This is a genomic window from Nocardia sp. JW2 (assembly GCF_051843015.1).
Taxonomy (GTDB): domain Bacteria; phylum Actinomycetota; class Actinomycetes; order Mycobacteriales; family Mycobacteriaceae; genus Nocardia; species Nocardia coubleae.
In genome coordinates, this window is record NZ_JBPXLK010000013.1 from 94,650 (window position 1) to 115,073 (window position 20,424).

At 68.7% G+C, this 20,424-nt stretch carries 22 protein-coding genes; 9 read left to right on the plus strand and 13 right to left on the minus strand.

Going from position 1 to position 20,424, the window contains the following annotated elements; translation table 11 throughout:
- Positions 1–57 precede the first annotated feature (57 nt).
- From sepX to ACSVDM_RS19455, 4 genes are all read right to left on the minus strand, one after another.
- Positions 58–1,053 (minus strand): divisome protein SepX/GlpR, encoded by a 996-nt coding sequence (gene sepX, locus ACSVDM_RS19440; RefSeq protein ID WP_439266823.1) that lies wholly within the window; start codon positions 1,051–1,053, stop codon positions 58–60.
- A 136-nt stretch (positions 1,054–1,189) separates the two neighbouring features.
- Positions 1,190–1,840, minus strand: coding sequence for a GNAT family N-acetyltransferase (locus tag ACSVDM_RS19445; RefSeq protein ID WP_067485934.1), 651 nt, complete (start codon positions 1,838–1,840; stop codon positions 1,190–1,192).
- A gap of 12 nt (positions 1,841–1,852) precedes the next feature.
- Positions 1,853–3,112 carry a molybdotransferase-like divisome protein Glp gene (gene glp, locus ACSVDM_RS19450; protein WP_067485931.1) on the minus strand — a complete coding sequence of 420 codons (1,260 nt, stop codon included), beginning with the start codon at positions 3,110–3,112 and terminating at the stop codon, positions 1,853–1,855.
- A gap of 46 nt (positions 3,113–3,158) precedes the next feature.
- Complete coding sequence (locus ACSVDM_RS19455) at positions 3,159–4,085, minus strand: UTP--glucose-1-phosphate uridylyltransferase (protein WP_439266825.1); 927 nt, start codon at positions 4,083–4,085, stop codon at positions 3,159–3,161.
- Between the two features lie 87 nt (positions 4,086–4,172).
- Between ACSVDM_RS19455 and ACSVDM_RS19460 the strand changes: the two genes are divergently transcribed.
- The 3 genes from ACSVDM_RS19460 to ACSVDM_RS19470 all read left to right on the plus strand — a co-directional run bounded on the left by ACSVDM_RS19460 (position 4,173) and on the right by ACSVDM_RS19470 (position 5,890).
- Positions 4,173–4,760 carry a 5-formyltetrahydrofolate cyclo-ligase gene (locus ACSVDM_RS19460; protein WP_439266896.1) on the plus strand — a complete coding sequence of 196 codons (588 nt, stop codon included), beginning with the start codon at positions 4,173–4,175 and terminating at the stop codon, positions 4,758–4,760.
- An 81-nt stretch (positions 4,761–4,841) separates the two neighbouring features.
- Positions 4,842–5,138: an FmdB family zinc ribbon protein gene (locus ACSVDM_RS19465; RefSeq protein WP_067641772.1), complete on the plus strand. Its 297-nt coding sequence runs from the start codon at positions 4,842–4,844 to the stop codon at positions 5,136–5,138.
- Between the two features lie 86 nt (positions 5,139–5,224).
- Positions 5,225–5,890: an SAF domain-containing protein gene (locus ACSVDM_RS19470; protein WP_439266827.1), complete on the plus strand. Its 666-nt coding sequence runs from the start codon at positions 5,225–5,227 to the stop codon at positions 5,888–5,890.
- 92 nt (positions 5,891–5,982) lie between these two features.
- On the opposite strand, the gene ACSVDM_RS19475 is transcribed toward ACSVDM_RS19470, so the two are convergent.
- From ACSVDM_RS19475 to ACSVDM_RS19515, 9 genes are all read right to left on the minus strand, one after another.
- Positions 5,983–6,651 (minus strand): MspA family porin, encoded by a 669-nt coding sequence (locus ACSVDM_RS19475; protein WP_439266829.1) that lies wholly within the window; start codon positions 6,649–6,651, stop codon positions 5,983–5,985.
- A gap of 62 nt (positions 6,652–6,713) precedes the next feature.
- The gene (locus tag ACSVDM_RS19480; RefSeq protein ID WP_439266831.1) at positions 6,714–7,379 is read right to left on the minus strand and encodes an MspA family porin; all 666 of its coding nucleotides are present in this window, start codon (positions 7,377–7,379) and stop codon (positions 6,714–6,716) included.
- 444 nt (positions 7,380–7,823) lie between these two features.
- Positions 7,824–8,483: an MspA family porin gene (locus ACSVDM_RS19485; RefSeq protein WP_357397398.1), complete on the minus strand. Its 660-nt coding sequence runs from the start codon at positions 8,481–8,483 to the stop codon at positions 7,824–7,826.
- A 66-nt stretch (positions 8,484–8,549) separates the two neighbouring features.
- On the minus strand, positions 8,550–9,227 hold the full coding sequence (locus ACSVDM_RS19490) for an MspA family porin (RefSeq protein WP_439266833.1): 678 nt from the start codon (positions 9,225–9,227) through the stop codon (positions 8,550–8,552).
- Between the two features lie 524 nt (positions 9,228–9,751).
- Positions 9,752–9,943 (minus strand): hypothetical protein, encoded by a 192-nt coding sequence (locus ACSVDM_RS19495; protein ID WP_067485436.1) that lies wholly within the window; start codon positions 9,941–9,943, stop codon positions 9,752–9,754.
- Positions 9,944–9,947: 4 nt separating this feature from the next.
- On the minus strand, positions 9,948–10,490 hold the full coding sequence (locus ACSVDM_RS19500) for a MogA/MoaB family molybdenum cofactor biosynthesis protein (protein WP_181696798.1): 543 nt from the start codon (positions 10,488–10,490) through the stop codon (positions 9,948–9,950).
- Positions 10,490–11,764, minus strand: coding sequence for a S1C family serine protease (locus ACSVDM_RS19505; protein WP_225278648.1), 1,275 nt, complete (start codon positions 11,762–11,764; stop codon positions 10,490–10,492). The genes ACSVDM_RS19500 and ACSVDM_RS19505 overlap by 1 nt, the downstream gene beginning before the upstream one ends.
- A gap of 88 nt (positions 11,765–11,852) precedes the next feature.
- Positions 11,853–13,310 carry a HAMP domain-containing sensor histidine kinase gene (locus ACSVDM_RS19510; RefSeq protein ID WP_357148182.1) on the minus strand — a complete coding sequence of 486 codons (1,458 nt, stop codon included), beginning with the start codon at positions 13,308–13,310 and terminating at the stop codon, positions 11,853–11,855.
- A gap of 9 nt (positions 13,311–13,319) precedes the next feature.
- Positions 13,320–14,006, minus strand: coding sequence for a response regulator transcription factor (locus tag ACSVDM_RS19515; protein WP_067485428.1), 687 nt, complete (start codon positions 14,004–14,006; stop codon positions 13,320–13,322).
- 235 nt (positions 14,007–14,241) lie between these two features.
- Between ACSVDM_RS19515 and ACSVDM_RS19520 the strand changes: the two genes are divergently transcribed.
- The 6 genes from ACSVDM_RS19520 (at position 14,242) to ACSVDM_RS19545 (ending at position 20,333) form a co-directional block, all read left to right on the plus strand.
- Positions 14,242–17,454 (plus strand): ATP-binding protein, encoded by a 3,213-nt coding sequence (locus ACSVDM_RS19520; RefSeq protein WP_439266836.1) that lies wholly within the window; start codon positions 14,242–14,244, stop codon positions 17,452–17,454.
- Positions 17,451–17,855: a roadblock/LC7 domain-containing protein gene (locus ACSVDM_RS19525; RefSeq protein WP_067485424.1), complete on the plus strand. Its 405-nt coding sequence runs from the start codon at positions 17,451–17,453 to the stop codon at positions 17,853–17,855. Before ACSVDM_RS19520 ends, ACSVDM_RS19525 begins: the two co-directional genes overlap by 4 nt.
- Positions 17,856–17,861: 6 nt before the next feature.
- On the plus strand, positions 17,862–18,233 hold the full coding sequence (locus tag ACSVDM_RS19530) for a DUF742 domain-containing protein (RefSeq protein ID WP_067485423.1): 372 nt from the start codon (positions 17,862–17,864) through the stop codon (positions 18,231–18,233).
- Positions 18,214–18,840, plus strand: a complete 627-nt coding sequence (locus ACSVDM_RS19535; protein WP_225278646.1) for a GTP-binding protein — start codon at positions 18,214–18,216, stop codon at positions 18,838–18,840. The genes ACSVDM_RS19530 and ACSVDM_RS19535 overlap by 20 nt, the downstream gene beginning before the upstream one ends.
- Positions 18,833–19,612, plus strand: coding sequence for an MHYT domain-containing protein (locus tag ACSVDM_RS19540; protein WP_439266839.1), 780 nt, complete (start codon positions 18,833–18,835; stop codon positions 19,610–19,612). The genes ACSVDM_RS19535 and ACSVDM_RS19540 overlap by 8 nt, the downstream gene beginning before the upstream one ends.
- Positions 19,613–20,108: 496 nt before the next feature.
- Positions 20,109–20,333, plus strand: coding sequence for a hypothetical protein (locus tag ACSVDM_RS19545; protein ID WP_067485421.1), 225 nt, complete (start codon positions 20,109–20,111; stop codon positions 20,331–20,333).
- Positions 20,334–20,424 lie beyond the last annotated feature (91 nt).

Below are 20,424 nucleotides of genomic sequence, written 5' to 3' on the forward strand. Positions count from 1 at the left end.
TGTATCAGGCGGTGCGGCCGGATACCGAATCGGTGTGCTGACCTGCTGTTTTGCCGGTTATTCGCCGACGGCTCGACCGAGGTCGGTGACCCGGTGGCGTAGGGCTCGGGCGGTGGCGGGGTCGAAGGTTTCGAGGTGTTCGAACATCGGGTCCTCGTCGTCGGTGTCGAGCAGGGTGGAGCGGCGGCGCAGGGCGCGGGCGGTGTCGCGGTCCATGGTGCGGCGCGTGGTGGCCGCCTCAGGGGTGGCGGTGGCGGTGTCGCGGGTGCGACCGCGCGCGAGGCGGGCCATGCGGCGGCGCCGGATCTCCTCCTCGACGTGCACCTGCTTGCGCAGGTACGCCAGGTAGCCGGCGAGCACGGCGGCGGACAGGCCGCAGGCCCACCAGAACATCGAGTTCAGCAGCAGACCGAAGGCCGCGAACAGGATGACGGCGACGATGAGGCCGAGCACCGCGCGCTGGCGGAAGCTGTAGCGGGCGGCGCGGGCGATGGCGTCGGCCTCGGGGTCGTAGCCGCCGCGTCCGCGCCGCGACGGCACGAAGTCCTCGTCGTCGTCGAGCGCGGCGGGTTCGGGCAGGTCGTCGAGGCGGGCGGGTGGTGCGGGTGGGATGCGCGCCGAGACCGGCGGCTCCTCCACTACGGCCTCGCCCGAATCCGGTTCGGCCGCTGCGTCGTCGGCCTCGGTGGCGGTGAGTTCGGCGTCGTTGTCGGGTTCTTCGTCGGGGCCGTGCTCGATGTCGTCGAGTTCTGCTGTGACGGTGGGCTTTTCGTCATCGCCTTCGGTGACGGGCTCATCGGTCGTCATCCGATCCTCCGAATCGGTACGGTGGGGGCGCTTGGTCAGCACACGGGGGCGATAGTCGGGGTCACTCTCGTGTCCGCCCGCCGCCCCGATGCGAATCCGTCGTTCGGCCCCGCCACGGTGCAGCACGCGCGTGGCGAGTGCGGCGTCGGTGGTGCGGCGGATCCGGGGATGCCGGTCCGCGAGGATCGGGAACAGGACGAATACCCACAGAACGACCAGTCCGATCCACAGGATCGAATTAGGCATCGCGGTCATCACCTCCCGTCCCCGCCAACGTGTTGTCCATCCGTGGACGCACTACCGACGTCCGTAGGTTAATTCGGGCACGCGCGCCCGTGTGGCAGGCGCGCCGTGCACACCTGCCACATGAGTAACAGAATTTTCACGGCAGCGCCGCTCGACCCTCCCTGACCAGGCGATCTACGACGGTGCCCATGACCTCTTCGACAGTCAAGCCCACCAGCAGATGATCGCGCCAGGCGCCGTCGACGTCGAGGTAACGACGCAGCAAACCCTCTTCCCGGAACCCGACGTTGCGCAGAACGGCTTGGCTGGCAAGGTTTTCCGGCCGCACCGTGGCTTCCACCCGGTGCAGGCCGACCGGCCCGAAGCAGTGGTCGAGCCCGAGCCCGAGCGCCGCCGTCGCCACCCCTTGACCGCCCAGATCCTTGGCCACCCAATACCCGATCCAGGCCGACCGCAGCGCCCCGCGCACGATATTGCCGATGGTGAGCTGCCCGCTGAACTGGCCGTCGACCTCGATGACCAGCGGAATCATCGCCCCGCGCCGCGCCTCGGCCTTCAGGCTCGTCCACAGCGACGGCCAGTTGGAGGCGTGGTTGCGCGCCTCCCAACTGCCGCGACCGGTCGGTTCCCACGGTTCGAGGTGGTCGCGGTCGCGCAGCCGGATCCGGCTCCAGGCGGCGGCGTCGCGAAATCGCACCGGCCGCAAGGTGACCTGGCCGCCCGCCACGATCACCGGACCGAGACGAGCAGGCCACCCGGGATGCTGTCCGGCCCGGAAGACGTTCATGGACTCCACTTCTCAGCCGCGCTGCGCCAGGAACGCGACCCGCACCTCGTCGCCGGTGCGGAAATCGGTGTCGTCGGGTTCCACCACGATCAGGCTGTTGGCCTCGGCCAGCGTCGCGAGCAGATGCGAGGAGCCGCCGTTGCCGTTGCCGAGCGGCTGCACCAGGTAGTCACCGGTGGCCTCGTCGCGCAGCAGCTGGGCGCGCAGGTAGCCCTTGCGGCCCGGCATCGAGGTGATGGGAGTGATGGTGCGCGCGTTGACGATTCGCCGCATCGGCTGACGCCGCCCGAGCGCGATGCGGATCAGCGGCCGCACCATCACCTCGAACACCACGAGCGCGCTCACCGGGTTCGACGGCAGCAGGAAGGTCGGCACCTCGTCGCGCCCGAGCCGGCCGAAGCCCTGGACGGAACCGGGGTGCATGGCCACCCGGTCCACCTCGAGCTCGCCGAGCCCGTCGAGCGCCTCACGCACCTGCTCCGACGCCCAGCCGCCGACCGCGCCCGCGATCACCACGACCTCCGAGCGCACCAGCTGACCTTCGACCACATCGCGCAGGCGGCGCGGGTCGGCGCTGACGATACCGACCCGGTTCACGTCGGCGCCCGCGTCACGTGCGGCGGCGGCCAGCGCGTAGGAGTTCACGTCGTAGACCTGGCCGGGGCCGGGTGTGCGGTCGATATCGATCAGTTCGCCACCGATGGAGATCACCGACAGCCGGGGGCGCGGATGCACAAGCACCTTGTCCTGGCCGACGGCGGCGAGCAGGCCCACCTGGGCCGCGCCGATGATGGTTCCGGCGCGGACCGCCACGTCACCGGGCTGTACGTCGTCGCCAACGCGGCGCACGTAATCGCCGGAGCGGACCGGCTCGAACACCTTGATCCTGGCCCGGCCACCGTCGGTGAAGTCGACGGGGAGCACCGCGTCGGCCAGGGTCGGCATGGGCGCGCCGGTGTCGACGCGCACCGTCTGCCTCGGTTGCAGCCGGATCGGCTGACGCGAGCCCGCGACCACCTCACCGACCACCGGCAGGGTGAGGTCGATGAGTTCGCCCTCTTCGTCGCGCACCTCGGCACCGGCGGCGCTCACATCGACACTGCGCACCGCGTAGCCGTCGATGGCGGCCTGGTCGAAGCCGGGCAGCGGCCGCTCGGTGACCACGTCCTCGGCGCACAGCAAACCCTGGGCCTCGGAAATCGCCACCCGGACCGGCCGGGGCGCGACCGCTGCCGCGGTGACCTTGATCAGCTGATCCTCAACCGAGCGCATCGAGCTCCTGTGTGTATCGGCGACGGCTTCGCCGGTTCCCATCGTTTTACGCGACCGGCGCTTGCGGGTCCCATTCCGGGCTGAGCCGGAATTGCAGCCACTCGCGCAGTTGCGGCCCGTATTCGTCCCGCTCGAGGGCGAAATCGACGGCAGCTCGAAGATAACCGCCCGGGTTGCCCAAATCGTGGCGCGACCCACGATGGACGACCACATGGACCGGGTGATCCTCGGCGATGAGCAGGGCGATGGCATCGGTGAGCTGCAACTCGCCGCCCGCGCCCGGCTCGATGCGGCGCAGGGCGTCGAAGATCGCGCGGTCGAGCAGGTAGCGGCCGGCGGCGGCCAACGTCGACGGCGCGTCGGCCAGGTCGGGCTTCTCGACCATGCCGCGCACCCGGAGCACATCGGCCTCCGCGCCCTCGGCCAGGTCTTCCACGTCGAACACGCCGTAGGCGCTGACCTGCGACTTCGGCACGTCGATCGCGCACAGCACGGTGCCGCCGCGCTCACGACGGACCCGGCTCATCGTCTCGAGCACACCGCACGGCAGCACGAGGTCGTCGGGCAGCAGCACCGCGATCGCATCCTCGTCGGCGTCGAGGACTGGCTCGGCCTGAGCGACGGCATGACCGAGACCGAGCGGCTCCTCCTGCACCACGGAGGTGACGTCGAGCAGGCCCGGCGCCTTGCGTACCTTCTCGAGCAGCGCGAACTTGCCGCGCTCGGCGAGGGTGCTCTCCAGGACGAGGTCCTCGACGAAGTGGGCGACCACGCCGTCCTTGCCCGGCGAGGTGACGATCACGAGGCGGTCGGCACCGGAATCCGCGGCCTCGGCGGCGACCAGTTCGATGCCGGGCGTGTCGACTACCGGCAGCAGTTCCTTGGGCACCGTTTTGGTCGCAGGCAGAAACCGCGTTCCGAGTCCGGCCGCGGGGACAACCGCAGTGCGGAAACCGGAAGTCTTGTCTGTCATGCGCATACCCTATCCATTCAGCGTGCCGTCCGATCGCCCGTCGCGACGATCCGGCGTCGGCAAGAGCTTAGGGTGGTCGCTGTGGAGATGCCCGGTGAGCGCACGAAATATGCGTGGCGACGTGAGATCCTGGCCACCCGGGCCGCCGTAGGACCCGCCGAACACGCCCGTGAGGCGAGTGCCCTCGCGGCCACCGCGGCCCTGCTGGCCGGGGCCGATGAGGTGGTGTGCGCCTACGTGCCGACGAAGACCGAACCGGGCGATCTGCGCATGCTCGACGCGCTGCGCGAGCGCGGCGCCACAGTGTTGCTGCCCGTCACCGGAGCGCCGGGACCGCTGAGCTGGGCGCACTACGCGGGCGCCGATTCGTTGCGTCCCGCGCGCTACGGCCTGCTCGAACCGACCACCGAGACCTTGCCGCCACCGGTGGTCGCCGAGGCCGCCACGATCCTCGTCCCGGCGCTCGCGGTCGACCGGCGCGGCGTGCGCCTCGGCCGCGGCGCCGGGTACTACGACCGCACCCTCGGCGTGGCCAGTGCGGGCGCGCGGTTGATCGCGGTGGTCCGGGACGTGGAGCTGGTTGTCGAGTTGCCCGAGGAACCGCACGACCATCGGATGGGCTGGGCGTTGACGCCCGAGGCGGGCCTGAGCGAGCTGGGTGATCCCCGCGCGTGAGCGGCGGAATGAAAAGGCGATTGGCGAGGTTGGCAGTGTCGGCGGTAGAGTGCTAGATCGACGAGACTTGCGGAGGATCCTGTGCCAACTTATTCGTACGCGTGCACCGAGTGTGACAACCGCTTCGACATCGTTCAGTCCTTCTCCGAGGATTCACTGACGGAATGCCCGCAGTGCACGGGGAAGCTGCGGAAGCTGTTCAACTCGGTCGGGATTGTGTTCAAGGGCAGCGGTTTCTACCGCACCGACAGCCGTGGTGGCGCGTCCACCGCGAGCGAGCCGGCGAAGTCCTCGGACGGCAACGGCAGTTCCTCGTCGAGCGGGTCGTCCGCGAGCGGGTCGACGTCGAGCGCCGCCGCTCCCGCCGCCGCGAGCTGAGCGAAAAGTTCTCCACACCCCCGAGTTGTCCACAGGCGGGCTTTTCGCCGTTGTCGGTGCTGTCGCCGCGTTCCTAGGCTTCGGGCATGACTCGCAGCCTTGCCGACCTGGGACGTGGCAGCTCCTGGCGGTTCGCTCTCGGTAATCGCCCTGCCTGGGCCGATGCCCTGCTGGCGCGGCGCATCGTGGCCGCCGCGCTCGCCGTTGTCGCCGTCGTCCTGTTCGTGCGTGGCGATCCGGGTGGGGCACGGCAACCGGTGGTGGTCGCGGCCCACGATCTGTCACCGGGACGGGTGCTCACCGCCGAGGACGTGCGGGTCGATCAGCACGAAACCCGAACTCTGCCCACCGGTTTCGTCACCGATACCGCTCCCCTGCTCGGTGCGACGCTCACCGGCGCCATGCGTGCGGGCGAGACGTTCACCGATCTGCGGGTGGTCGGTCCGCGCTTGGCGGCGGCCGCGGCGGGCACCGACGACGCCCGCATCGTGCCGATCCGATTGGCCGATTCGGCGGTGGCCGAGGTGTTGCGTGCGGGCGACCGGGTGGATGTGGTCGGCGTGGACGACGCCGGTGGGCCCGGGGCCGACGCACCGGCGCGCACGCTGGCGAAAGATGCCGCAGTGGTGCTCGTGACGGCGACGACCGATCGTCGGGCCGAACGGGTAGTACTCGTCGCGCTGGCCACCGAGTACGCGACCGCGGTGGCCGGGGCGTCCTTACGCACAGCGCTCACTGTGGTGTTCCATTGACACCGTCCGTGAGCGCGACGTAGAGGTGGGCCGAAACCTGCATCGCGCAAGGGAATTGGGGCCGCCCTCGAGGAGAGCGGCCCCGGTCACGCTCAGCCGAGGCTGAAAGGCTGACCCCACAGCGTCACCCAGCTGATGACATTGTCGGTCTCGACCTCCACGCTCACGAACGAGCGCGCCTGCGCGTACCCGCCGCAGCCGGACAGGCCGATGGTTTCGTCGGCCCAGGTCACCGAGCCGTTGGAACCCTTGAATTTGTTGTTCTTGGAATGCGATTCGTTGCCGTAGTCGTCGGCCTTCTCGAGATCGAGCACGTAGAACGACTGCGCCTGGCCCGGTCCGAGCGACAGTTCGCCACCGGTGCCGATGCCGGCGGAGGGCTCGCCCGCATCATCGACCGCGCCCTCGCCCTCGCCGCTCACACCACCACCGGCGATGTTCACCTGGCAGCCGACGGTGTAGCCGGGGTAGATCTTGCCGCCCGACGCGTCACCACCACCGGACACCGACACCTGGGCACTACCCGACACCCACGCGTTGCGGTGCACCGGAGTCGACCCCATCGACGGGCTGATGGTTGCCGATTCGCCGACCATCTTGATGTTCACGACGGTGCCGTCCGACAGCGTCTTGGTGATCTCGCCGCCGGGCAGCGGCACGAAGGTGTCGGCATGGGCGGCGCCGACGGAGAACAGCCCGATGGTGCAGGACACGGCGGCAGCCACGCCCGCCGCCCGCGTCATACTCTTGCGATTGATCATCTCAGTAGACCCCTCGAGGGTGAATTCGATCGAGCTGGCAGGATTTTCGGCGGTCGTCCGGCTCAGCCGATGCTGAACGGCATGCCGTAGAGCGTGGTCTTGGAGTAGTGGTCGCCGATGATCTCGACCACCGTGTACGCGCGGGCCTGGGCGTAACCGCCGCAGCCCTGCACCTGGATCTCGGCGTCCTGGTAGTCGATGGCGTAGACGCCGGGCTTGGTGATGTCTTTCGAACTGATCTGCGCGAACGCCACTTCACCCGGGCCCAGGTTGAGCCCGATCGAACCACCGGCGCTGACGCCACCGGTGCTCACGCCACCGGACACACCGGCACCGATCGCGTCGTCGGCGATGCTCACCTGGCAACCGACGATGTAGCCGGTATTGAGCTGCGAAGTGCCATGTGTGGACGAATTATTGGAGCCGGGACGACCGGACGGACCGTTCCACGGCCCGGGCTCACCCTCGGGTGTCTGCTGGACGTCAGCCACGACGCTGCCGCTCACCCAGGCCACCCGGCCCGCGCCGTTGGCGGCGAGCGAAGGCGAGATGGTCGCCTTCTCGCCGACGCGGGTGATGCTCAGACCAGGCCCGGCCTTATGACCGTCGGGCAGCGGGACAAAGGTATCGGCGTTGGCGGCACCGGCCGACAGCAGGCCGATCGTCACCGTCGCCGCGGCGCCTGCGCTCCAGGCGCCGCGCACACGATTGGTGCGGTTCTCGCTCATTGTTCCCCTCGAGGTATACGCAAAATCGACCTCGACCATCGAGGTCGATATCTGTAACGCACCCGGCCCCAGCTGAGGTGTGCCACAAGGGCACAGCACCGCTGGCAACAGGACAGACAGTCCTGCCGGGAGGTGGATCGAGAAGCCTGCGGTCACCGAATCGGCGCGAGCTGAGCCGATCGGCGAACGAAACGCGGGTGAATCCGACCGCGAGAGCAGTCGATTCGCAACAAACATAATGAGAGCCCTTGGCTATGTCCAGCGAACGCCGAAAGGGCCCGTGCACACGCACGGGCCCTTTCGCTTACCGATCAGCTGATCTCGCACCAACATGGGTAACTCGCCGGGGACGGGCTGACCCCGCCACCATCCTGGTCCGGCCGCCGACGCAAGCCTCCCCGCGCCCAGGTCTGGCCTGAATTCGCGGGGAGGCGGGACAACAGATCAGCCGAGGCTGAAGGGCTGGCCCCACAGGGTGACCCAGCTGATCACATTGTCGGTCTCGACCTCGACGCTCACGAAGGCACGAGCCTGCGCGTAGCCGGCGCAGCCGGACAGGCCGATGGTGGTGTCCGACCAGGTCACCGAGCCACTGCCGTTCTTGAACTTGTTGTTCTTGCTGTGCGATTCGTTGCCGTAGTCGTCGGCCTTCTCGATGTCGAGAACGTAGAACGACTTCGCCTGGCCGGGGCCGAGCGAGAGCTCGCCGCCGGTGCCGACGCCGCCCGCGGCGTTGCCTTCCCAGTCGGACTCGACATTGCCTTCACCGGAGACACCGCCGCCGGCGATGTTCACCTGGCAGCCGACGGTGTAGCCCGGGTAGATCTTGCCCGCGCCACCGGTGGAAACGGTGACCTGCGCGCTGCCCGACACCCACGCGTTGCGGTGCACCGGGGTGGAACCCATCGACGGGCTGATGAGGGCCGACTCGCCGACCAGGCTGATGTCGACGACGGTGCCGTCGGACAGGGTCTTGGTGATGTGGCCGCCCGGCAGCGGCACAAAGGTATCGGCATTGGCCGCGCCCGTGGAGAGCAGGCCGACAGCCACGGAGGCCGCGGCGCCGACGCCCGCCATCCGCGCCATGAACTTACGGTTGATCATAGGATTTGTCCCTCGAGGAGTGAGTTCGCCGTAGCGAGAAGAGGATTCGTACCGGTTCGAAAGACGTCAGCCGATGCTGAACGGCATGCCGTACAGGGTGGTCTTCGAGTAGTGGTCGCCGATGATCTCGACCACGGTGTACGCCCGGGCCTGCGCGTAACCGGCGCAGCCCTGGATCTCGATCTCCGCGTCCTGGTAATCGATCGCGTAGACACCCGCCTTGACGATGTCCTTCGAGTTGATCTGCACGAACTTGACCTCGCCGGGGCCCAGGTTCACGCCGATCGAGCCACCCGCGTTGACGCCGCCGGTACTCACGCCGCCGGACACACCGGCACCGATCGCGTCGTCGGCGATGCTCACCTGGCAGCCGACGATGTAGCCGGTGCTGAGGATGGAGGTGCCGTGCGAGGAAGAGTTGTTGGAGCCGTCGCGGCCGCTCGGGCCGTTCCAGGGGCCTGCCTCGCCCTCGGGGGTCGCGGTGACGTCGGCGATGGCCGAGCCCGAGACCCACACGACGCGACCTGCGCCGTTGGCCGCCATCGACGGCGAAATCAGGGCGTGCTCGCCGGTACGGGTGATGGTCACCCCGGGGCCTGCCTTCTGACCGTCCGGCAACGGCACGAAGGTATCTGCGTTGGCGGCACCGGTCGACAGCAGGCCGATGGCCATGGCGGCCGCGGCAGCGCCGACGCCCGCGGCACGGGCGCTGCGGCGCACACCGGTGGTGCGGTTCTCGCTCATACTTCCCCTCATCAGTGTTCTCTAACAGCCGGTCTCGACTTTCGTGACCGGACGGGTGGACCTCACAGGCCCAGCTCAGTGTGTCGCCCCTTTGTTGCCGTTACGTAACCGACTGTTATTTCGGCGATACGGCCGGGGTCGGCGGAGCTACCCGAGGGTAGGGCTGCACCGGATGTTCAACGCACAGAAGTTGAGTACTGCGGGGACCGATTGTGGTGGGTCTGGATGGCGAACATTAAACGCTGCGTTCTAGTTCCAGCAACCGTAGAGTTCGTAAATTTCACTGTGACGCCCGGCACAAGTTCATACATCGCCACATGCTTTGACATGCATGAATGCCCTGAGCTTCGGGTTTGTCAAGTGGGATGAACAGCTCCGCTTCCCGAACCGCAAACCGTCGCTTATACGACAAAGGACCACACATGAAGTGTGGTCCTCGGAAAATGTAGCCGCTTCGCAATGGGTTAATACTGGATTAACCCCGGTTGGCTATCACGTAGCGGGAAAGGCAGATAACGGGGCGGTCACCCGTGGTGCGGCGGTATTTGCGAACGCAGCCACTCGTCGTCATCGGAACCGCGCGAACCGTCCCCGCGCTCGTCAGCGGTGGTTTCGGGCAGCACATCGCCGAAGATCCGCGCGAGCCGGGCCGCTTCGGCGGCCTTGCGCCGCGCGGCCTCGCGCTCCTCGGGCGATGTGCTGTCCGACGCGTTCACCGAATCACTCGTCCAGACCGGAGAGTTCGCCGATCACCCGGCTCGCCAGCGGGCCGAGGGTGGCCATGCCGTCGCGCACCGCCGAGCGGGTGCCCGGCAGGTTCACCACGAGGGTGCTGCCGGAAATGCCGGAGACCCCGCGCGACAGACCCGCGTCGAGCGACCCCGCCACGCGACCCGACGCGCGCAGCGCCTCGGTGATGCCGGGCAGTTCCCGGTCGAGCACCTGGGCGGTGGCCTCGGGGGTGACATCACGCGGCGACATACCCGTGCCGCCGACCGAGATCACCAGGTCCACACCGCCGATGACGGCGGTGTTGAGCGCGTTGCGGATCTCGACCTCGTCGGCCTGCACGGTCACCGAGGCGTCGACCAGGAAGCCCGCTTCGTTGAGCAATTCGGTGACGAGCGGGCCGAGCGAGTCGACGCCGCCGTGCGCCGTCCGGTCGTCGACGACCACTACAAGTGCCCGCCCTGCCACGGGAGCATCGATGTCCATGGTCATCACCGTAGCGCCTACGCACGACAGTGCCGCGTTCGATCGCATCATCGGCCGCTCTCCGCCGCGGCGGCCGTGAGCGTGACGTCCACGGTCTTGGCGTTTCCGCCCTGTTCGTCGGTGTAGGTGATCTTCACGGTGTCTCCTGGCTGGCGGGAACGGACGGCGGCGATCAGCGCGTCGCCGGAATCGATGGGCCGGTCGTCGAGGCGGGTGATGATCGCGCCCGCGGGGATGCCGGCCTTGGCGGCGGGCCCGTCCGGGGTCGCCTCGAGCACCCGGGCGGCCGTGTCGAGCGGACGCAGTTTGATCCCGATCTGGGCGTAGGTGGCCTTGCCGGTCTTGATGAGTTCGTCGGCCACGCGGCGCGCCTGGTCGACCGGGATGGCGAAGCCGAGGCCGATGGATCCGCTCTGCGCGCCCGACATCTCGCCGCCGAGGCTGGCGATGGCGGTGTTGATGCCGATGAGCTTGCCCTGGCCGTCGACGAGCGCGCCGCCGGAGTTGCCCGGGTTGATCGCGGCGTCGGTCTGGATCGCGTCGATGACCGGGTTCACCTGGCTCGGTGTGCCCTCACCGCTGGTCGAGACGGGCCGGTTGAGCGCCGAGACGATGCCCGTGGTGACGGTGCCTGCCAGGCCGAGCGGCGACCCGATCGCGATCACCGGCTGGCCCACCGCGAGTCCGTCGGAGGTACCCAGTTCGATCGGGGTGAGGCCGGTCTTGTCGGCCTTGATGACGGCCAGGTCGGACACCGGATCGGCGCCGATCATGGTGGCGGGCGCGGTGCTGCCGTCGCTGAACACCACCTCCATCTTCGCCCCCGAGCCGGCACCCGCGGCGACGTGGTTGTTGGTCAGGATCAGCCCGTCCGAGGACAGCACGACCCCCGATCCCTCACCGGAGGCGCGGGTGCCCGCGACCTTGATCATCACCACGCTGGGCAGCACCCGCTGCGCCACCGCCTGGGTCGACCCGGCGGGCGCGTTGGCGGCGTTGTTCACCTCGGGTCGTGGCGCCTCGAGCGCGTTGGTCACCGGCGCCGGATCGGAGTCGGCGGCGAGCACGCCGACCACGCCGCCGACGCCGCCGCTCACCAGCGCCAGCGCGGTGGCTCCGGCGATCAACCCGAGCCGCAGCGGCTTTCGCGGGGCCGCGGGCGGGGCGGTGTAGGGCTGCTGGGGGTACGGCTGGGGTCCGTAGCCGTGCTGCGCGGGCCCATACGGGTGGCTACCCGGCACGGTGGCGGGGTGATCCGCCTGTCCCGGGCCGTGGCCGCCGAGGGGGTGGTCGGCGGGCCGCTGCTGGGGATCGTCGTTCATGGTCACCTTCTCTCACGCTTGCCGACAAGCTTGGCGACGGCTACTGAGAAGCGCCTGAGACCGGCCCGTCAGTTGCCCGAGACTCGGTTCACGACGCCTCGTCCGGTTCCACTGCCACGGGCGCCGCCTCACCGGGCAGGACGATGCGAACCAGGGCGCCACCCCGGTCGGAGGTGTCGATGGCGATGGTTCCGCCGTGCTTGGTCACCACCTGTTTCACGATCGCGAGCCCGAGCCCGGAACCGGGCATCGACCTGGACGCGGTGGTCCGGTAGAAGCGTTCGAACACCAGCTCGCGTTCGCCCGGCGGAATGCCGGGGCCCGCGTCGGCGACGGCGAGTTCCAGCAGTCCCGGGCCCGCGGGGCGCATGGTGATCCGCACGACCGCGTCGGGCGGGCTCCACTTGGCCGCGTTGTCGAGCACATTGAGCACCGCGCGTTCCAAGCCTGCCTCGTGGCCGTAGACGAACCACGGGCGCAGGTCGGCGACGAAGGTGATGCCCGCGCGCCGCCGCCGCGCGCGTTCCAGCGCCCGCTCGGCCACTTCGCCGAGATCCACCCGCTCGTAGACGGTTTCCGGGGCGTCCTCGCGGGCCAGGTCGACGAGGTCGCCGACGAGCGTGGACAGCTCCTCGATCTGGGCGACCACGTCGGCTCGCAGCTCCACCATGTCCTCGTCGGGCACCCGTGGCGCACCCGGCCTGCTCGAGGCGATGAGCAGTTCCATATTGGTGCGCAGCGAGGTGAGCGGGGTGCGCAGCTCGTGTCCGGCGTCGGCGACGAGACGGCGCTGCCGGTCCCTAGACTCGGCCAGGGCGCGCAGCATGGTGTTGAAACTCTCGGTGAGCCTTGCCAATTCGTCGTCGCCGGTGACCGGGATCGGGGTGAGGTCGTCGGTGCGCGCGACCCGCTCGGTCGCGGCGGTCAGGCGCGCGATCGGGCGAAGACCGGTGCGGCCGACGGCGGTACCGGCCGCGGCGGCGAGCACCACACCGCAGGCGCCGACGACGAACAGCAGCCAGGCCAGCCGGTCGAGCACCTCGCGGGTGCGGTAGAGCTTCTGGGAGATGATGAGGGTGGCGCCGCTGTGCGTGCGCGCCGCGAGGACGCGCTGGTCACCGACGGTGCGCAGCGAGGAGTTCAGCTTGCCGTCGGCCACCGCCAGTTCCTGGGCGCCGACCGGCGGAATCGTCTGCTGCGGCGGCATATACGGCTTGTGATCGGCATAGATCAGCGCGACGCCGACCTCGTTGGAGTACAACCCGGCGAGCACGATCGACTGGAACCCGATCGACTCGAAATTGTTGTTGATCATGGTCGCCGCCCGCGCCTCGAGCTGCGCGTCGACGTCGGCGTAGAGGGCGCGCGCGACCATGGCGTAGGCCGCGATCGAGGTGACGGCCACCGCGATCAGCACCACCGAGGCGGCCAGCAGGGTGACCCGCCAGCGCAGCGACACCGAGCGCGTGAGCGGCATCGGTGGGCGCATCTCGCCGGGGTCGAGCGGACGGCCGAGCCCGGCGACCACCGGTTCCTTGTGTGCCATGCCCGCGGCCTAGGGAGGGGTCTCGCGCAGCACGTACCCGACGCCGCGCACGGTGTGGATCAAGCGTTCCTCGCCGTCGGCCTCGGTTTTGCGCCGCAAATAGCCGATGTAGACCTCGAGCGCGTTGCCGGAGGTGGGAAAGTCGTAACCCCACACCTCTTCCAGGATCCGCCCCCTGGTGAGCACCCGGCGCGGATTGGCCATCAACATCTCCAGCAGCGAGAACTCGGTACGAGTCAAGCTGATCGAACGTTCGCCGCGCGAAACTTCGCGAGTGACCGGGTCCAGCGACAGATCAGCGAACACCATCGCTTCGGATGCTTCGCCGAGATCGGGCGCCCGCCTGCGCAGCAAAGCGCGTAAACGCGCGAGCAATTCCTCCAGCGCGAAAGGCTTCGGCAAATAATCGTCGGCGCCCGCATCGAGCCCGGCCACGCGTTCGGAGACCGAATCGCGCGCGGTCAAAACGAGAATCGGCAGATCATCGCCGGTACTGCGCAGCCTGCGGCACACTTCGAGGCCGTCCAGACGGGGCATCATCACATCGAGAACGAGCGCATCGGGCCTGGCTGTTGTGACTTTCTCCAAAGCGTCCATGCCGTCGACGGCCAGGTCGACGGTGTAGCCGTTGAAGCTCAGTGATCGGCGCAGTGATTCCCGCACCGCACGATCGTCGTCGACAACCAGAATGCGCATGTGCTCAGTTTGCCGTTAGCGACTGAGAACGTACTGAGAGGGTGGCGGTGGTCGGCGTTGCGTCAGCACATATTCGGCGATTTCGGGCTGTCCTGCCCGGATTGCCGTTGACCACCCGGCACGGTATCTTTCCTGCGATAAAAGAAGACCTTCAGTTGGTTCTGCGCTCGCATCGGTCCGCGACCTCCCCCGCGCGGGCCGGGGTCACACGTGGAAGCAGAGGCAACGCACGCGGATGGAACCTGCATCGCGCTCCTGGCAATTCAGCCTGTCGAACTGGTCGGTAACGCGCAAGGTCGGTGTGGTTCTCGTGCTGCCGGTGATGCTCGCGACCACGTTCGCCGTGCTGCGCATCAATGCCGAACTAGAGACCATGACCCAACTCGGTGCGGCGACCGAACAGGCCGCCGTCATCCGGCCCGTCGTCAAATTCGCCACCGCCACCGAACAACTCGCCGTCGCCGCGACCGCCAACTGGGGTGCGATCGCCGACCCACAGACCGACGCCGCGCTCACCACCTACGACCAAGCCCTCGCCGAGGTGCAGAGCGCGCTGCGCATGGCAAGCATCGACCGGGCAGTCGCCGACGAACTCACCGCCGCGACCACCACCGGCGCCACACTGCGCAATACGGTGCGCAGCGGCTCGCCCGCGATGGTCGGCGAACAGACCGACGAGATCGGTGAACGCATCGGCAACGCCCTCGCCAAGACCCCCGTGGTCGAGGACTATGTCGTGCAGCGCTACTTCCTGCAGCTCACCGCGCTGCACCAGGCGCGGCGGGTGCTCACCCGGGAACGCACGCTCGTCGTGTCGCCCGACGCGGGAACGAGCCAGAGCGCTCGCGCGCGGATGCTGGTCGAACTCGGTTCCGAGCAGACCATGATCAAGACCTACGCGATGATCCTGCCCGGCAACGCGGGCAGCATGGCCTCGCTGCTCGACGCGGTCCAGACCAGGATCAGCGTGTTCAGCCAGAACAACGGCGACCCGACGACCAACGCGGCGGTGCTCAACACCCTGCAGGTCAGCGCCGATACCTACGCGGCGACCATCTCCGGTCTGCTCGACGAGATCGACAAGACCCTCGACCTCAACACCTCGACCGCCCAGACCGCCGCGCTGCGTGAGGCCACCCTGGTGCTCGGCATGCTGCTCTCCGGTCTGGCGCTGGCGCTCGCGGTGGCGCGCACGCTGGTCGTGCCGGTGCGCAGGCTGCGCCGCGACGCGCTCGAGGTGGCGCACGTGAAGCTGCCCGACGAGCTCGCCGTGGTGCGCAGCGGCGGCGCGACCCCGGAGATCGCGCCGGTGGGCGTGCACTCCACCGACGAGATCGGTCAGCTCGCCCGCGCCGTCGACGAGATGCACGAGCAGGCCCTCAACCTGGCCGCCGACCAGGCGCGACTGCGCCTGCAGATCGGCAACATGTTCGAGACGCTGTCGCGGCGCAGCCAGTCGCTGGTCGAGCAGCAGCTCGCGCTCATCGAGGAACTCGAGCACGACGAGGACAACCCCTCACGCCTGCAGACCCTGTTCCGCCTCGACCACCTCGCCACCCGCATGCGCCGCAACGGCGACAACCTGCTCGTGCTCGCCGGTACCGCCCTGCGCCGTGGTCATCTGCCGCCGGTCCCGCTGTCGGACATGCTCTGGAGCGCGGTGTCGCAGGTGGAGGACTACCAGCGTGTCGAGATCGGGAACGTGCCCGACGGCGTGGTCGCCGGTGAGTCGGCCGTCGACATCGAGCACCTGCTCGCCGAGCTCATCGACAACGCGCTGCGCTACTCGCCGCCGAGCACCTCGGTGGCGGTGATCGTGGGCCGGGCCGTCGACGGCGGGTACCTGATCGAGATCACCGACCGCGGCCTCGGCATGTCGGCCGACGATCTGCGCACCACCAACGAGCGACTCGCCTCCGGTGGTGAGGTGACCATCGAAACCGCCCGCCGGATGGGTCTTTTCGTGGTCGGCAGGCTCGCCAAGCGGCACACCATCACCGTGAGCCTGCGCCGCACCAACGGTTCGGCGCCGCAGCCGGGGATCACCGCGAGCGTGCATCTGCCCAGTGCGCTCGTCGCTCCCCCGCCGCCCTCCTCGGGTCCGGCCACCGGGCCCAACCCGCTGGTGTCGACCGGACCGAATCCGCTTGTCCCGTCGGGCCTCACCGCCGCCGACATCACCGGACCCAATCCGATCATGCCGGTCGGCACACCGAACCCGCTGATCCCGGTGGCGAACCCGCTGGTACCGCCGCAATACGGTTCGACAACCGGCGCCTACGACGCCAGCGAATACCGCGCGCCGCTCACCAAGGCAGGCCTGCCGCAACGGGTTCCGTCGGCAGCGCCGGAATCCGAGCCGGTCGAGGAGACGCCGAGCGGGCTGTGGGCCGAGCACCCGGTCGAGGACCTACCCGAGCCGAAGACCGAGTCCACCGGGCTTCCCCAGCGCACCCCGTCCGCGTCCTGGCAGGTCCCGCCGCCGGTGCGGCCGACCACGGGGCAGCCAGCGGCCGCCTGGCCCCTACCGACCCGCAACCGCTCCGACGAAGCGCCCCAGCACGATTCGAACGGGCGTCAGGCACAGAACCCGGCCGCTCCCGTGCGCCTGCAACCGCTCGGCGGCGCTCGCACCGATTCGGCCGACCCGCGCTCGCTCGACAGCGGCCCGGCCTCGCCCGACCCGCGACCTTCCGAGGGTCGCCGCGACCCGGCCGACGCGACACCGTCGGCCCTCCCGCAACGATCGGGCGGCAGCCGCGCCGACACCGACGACGCGACACAGCGATCCCACTCGGGATCACTCGACGATCGCCGCGATCCGGCGCCCTCGGCCGATCTCCACCGGCTCGACAGCGGCTCGAGCTCCGGCCCGGACACGGCCCAGCCGACCGGCCTCCACTCGCTCGACGGCAGCGGCTCGGACACCGACCGGTCCGCGGAGAACCCGTCCGCCGTCGTGCAACCGGTCGACGAGCAGCGACAGGATTCCCCCGCGCGCCTGCACCCGCTCGACGAAGCACCACCCGAGCCGGCCGAGCCCGTCGAGGACTCCGCTGCCGACCCCGTGCCCACCTCCTCGACCAGGTTGCAGCCGGTCAACGGTGAGGCGCCGACGCCGATCTATCAGCGCATGGTTTCCGAGTGGCTCGTCGAACCTTCCACAGCCGCAAGCGAATCCGCGTCGAACGGGGCATCATGGAGCTCCCCCGGCGACGCGGGATGGACGGCGGCGGCCAGTGCGGACAAGCCACCGACCTCCGCACGCACCTCCGGTGGACTGCCGATCCGTAAACCGGGCGCACAGCTGGTGCCCGGCGGACTGGCACCAGCCGAGGAAGCGGGCGCCCGCGATCCCGAGGAGATCCGCAACAACTTGACCCGACATCTCAGCGGCGTCCGCAGTGGCCGTGCCGAGATCCAGTACAACGACGGAGGCCTCGAATGAGCAACGCGCACCCCACAGACGAGAATCTGAACTGGCTGGTCGCCCGCTTCACCCGGGACGTGCCCGGCGTCTCGCACGCGGTGCTGGTCTCGGCCGACGGGTTGCTGCAGGCGACCAGCCCGCATCTACCCGCCGACCGCGCCGAACAACTCGCGGCGGTGACCGCGGGCCTGGCGAGCCTGTCCACCGGTGCGGCGCAGCTGTTCGACGGCGGCAAGGTGATGCAGTCGATCGTCGAGATGCAGCGCGGCTACCTGCTGGTGATGAGCGTCGGAAACGGTTCGCACCTGGCGGTTCTGGCCAACAAGAGCCATGACATCGGCCGTATCGGCTACGAGATGGCACTGCTCGTCGACCGGGTGGGCTCGGCGGTCACCGCCACCGCCCGCTCCGCCGGCTGAGGTGAGATGTCGAGCCCGTACGGATCCGAAATCCGGCCGACCACACGCGTCAGGCCCTATGCCCTGACCGCAGGCCGCACCGAACCCGCGATCGCGCTGCCCTTGGAGGCGGTCGTGGAGACGGTTTCCTATACCGCACACCTGGAATGGCCCGCAGGCGATCTACGAAGTGAGATAGTGCGCCTTGCCACACATCGCCTCTCGGTCGCCGAGATCGCGGCATACCTGTCACGCCCACTGGGTATGGTCCGGGTGATGATCGGCGATCTCGTTGTGGGCGGGATACTTCGAGTGCACTCGACGCTGACCGAGCAGGCGAGCTACGACGAACGCCGATCACTGATGGAGAGGACTTTGCGTGGACTCCGTGGCCTCTGAGGGCGCACCGCGCCAGCAGGCACCCGAGCAACGGGTCGCCTCGACGAAGATCGTGGTGGCGGGCGGTTTCGGCGCCGGGAAGACGACCTTCGTCGGCTCGGTGTCGGAGATCGTTCCGCTGCGCACCGAAGCGATGGTGACCCATTTCTCCGACGGCATCGACGATCTCGCCGAGACGCCGGAGAAGGAGACCACCACCGTCGCGATGGACTTCGGCCGCATCGTGCTGCCGGGCAACCTGGTGCTGTATCTGTTCGGCACGCCCGGCCAGAAGCGGTTCTGGTTCATGTGGGACGACCTGATCCGCGGTGCCATCGGCGCGGTGGTGCTGATCGACACCCGCAGGCTGGAAGACAGCTTCGCCGCCGTCGACTTCTTCGAGGCGCGCGGGCTGCCGTTCCTGATCGCGGTCAACCGTTTCCCGAACGCCCCGCGTTTCCCGATCGCCGAACTGCGCGAAGCGCTGTCGGTGCGTGAGGGCATCCCCATCGTCGACATCGACGCTCGCAACGCCGTCGAGGTGCGTCAGGCGCTGGCGGCGGTGACCGAATACGCCATCGCCCAACTCGAGCCGCAGCAATTCGAGGGAGCTGGCAGGCGTGGTTGATCTGCTCGCGACCGGAGCGGAGGTGTTCGGTCGCGGTACGGGCGTGGCGTGGCTGGCTTTCGATCTGTCGGCCGTCGGCGCGGTCGTGGCGTTCGCGTGTGTGCGCCACGCCAAGTACTCGGTGCGGTTCCGCATCGTGTGGCTCACGATGGCCGCCGTCTCGCTCGGTGGCGTCGGCCTGTGGCTGGCGAATTCGGTCGCGCTGCTCGGCATTCACGTCGAGGGCAGCGCGGTGCGCTACAACCTGGCCCTCGGCACGGCCTCGGCCGCCATCGCGGTGATCGCCGTGTTCGCCGGATTCCTGATCGGCGGGCGGCGTCTCGATCTGCCTCGGCTCGTGATCGGCGGGCTGACGATGGGGCTGGGTGTCGGCCTGTCGACCTATCTCACCCTGGACGCGCTCGCGGTGCAGGGCACCGTGACGGAGTCGCTCGGCCTCATCGGGCTCGTACTGCTGATGTCGATGGCGCTGTGCACGGGCGTGCTGTGGGCCGGTCAGACGGTGCGGTTGATCGCCCTGCGCGTGGTGTTGTCACTGCTGTTCGCCGTCGGTGTCGCGGCGCTGTACTACACGGCGGTCGGCGCGCTGGAATTCGACGTGAACTCCGGCGCTCGCACACCCGACGGACTGCAGCTGTTCGACCTGGTGTTCCCGATGTTCGTGCTCGGTTCACTCGGCCTCACTGTGCCCATCACGGCGATCCTGGTGGCACCCGATCGGCGCGAGGCCATCGAGGCCGCCGAGAAGGCCGAAACCGTCGGTGCGCGATAACTGGCTAACGTCCGGTTTGCCGGAATCTTTACCGTCTTCCGCCCCGCTGCCCGAATGCGGCCCGGCGGTGGTGGATTCGGGCGAAAACCGCCCCTGAAGTGGCGATGAGCGGGTTCTCCTTGGTAGGAGAACCCGCCCTCCCGCACGAGAGTACATACCCGTGCAGGACTACGCATCAGTGATTCAGGAATTTTACTGTGCCGAAAAACAAACCCCGAGTTGGTATCTGGGCGTTCAGCAATCGGTCGGCAAGCTTTCTCTAGCGGCAAGTCCACGTGGCATGCGTCACAACGGTAACCGGGCGATTGCCCCCACCTCCCGGACAAGCCCCTGACCAGGCATTACAAGTGCCCAGTAAGCCCCCTGGACACCAGGCTTCCCAGCTCACACGGCAGACGGTGCGTTAGGCCCACATCCGGGCCTCGGGCGGGTTATCGTCCCCGCAGGGCGCTTTCGTCTCGCCCGGCACATCCAAGGTTCGTTCGAAGGAGTTCGCATGGCCGTCAACGTGGTGCTCGACAAAGTTCTCGACAAGGAATACGAGAACAAGACGCTGAAGGAAATCCTGTCCGCGCCGCCGTCGGCCCTCGCGGGGCTTGCCGCAGGCGTCGATCAGCAGCTGCTCGATGCGCTGAAGATCAAGACCATCGCCGACCTCGGCACCAACAAGTACATCAAGCTCGCCGTCGCACTGGTCGCCCTCGCCGAGCAAGAAGGCTGAGAAGTAACCGGCTGACATGGCAACGGCCTGTCGGGGTTCACACCCCGGCAGGCCGTTGCATTTTGTCCGATACCCCGCTTCGGGTTGTCCC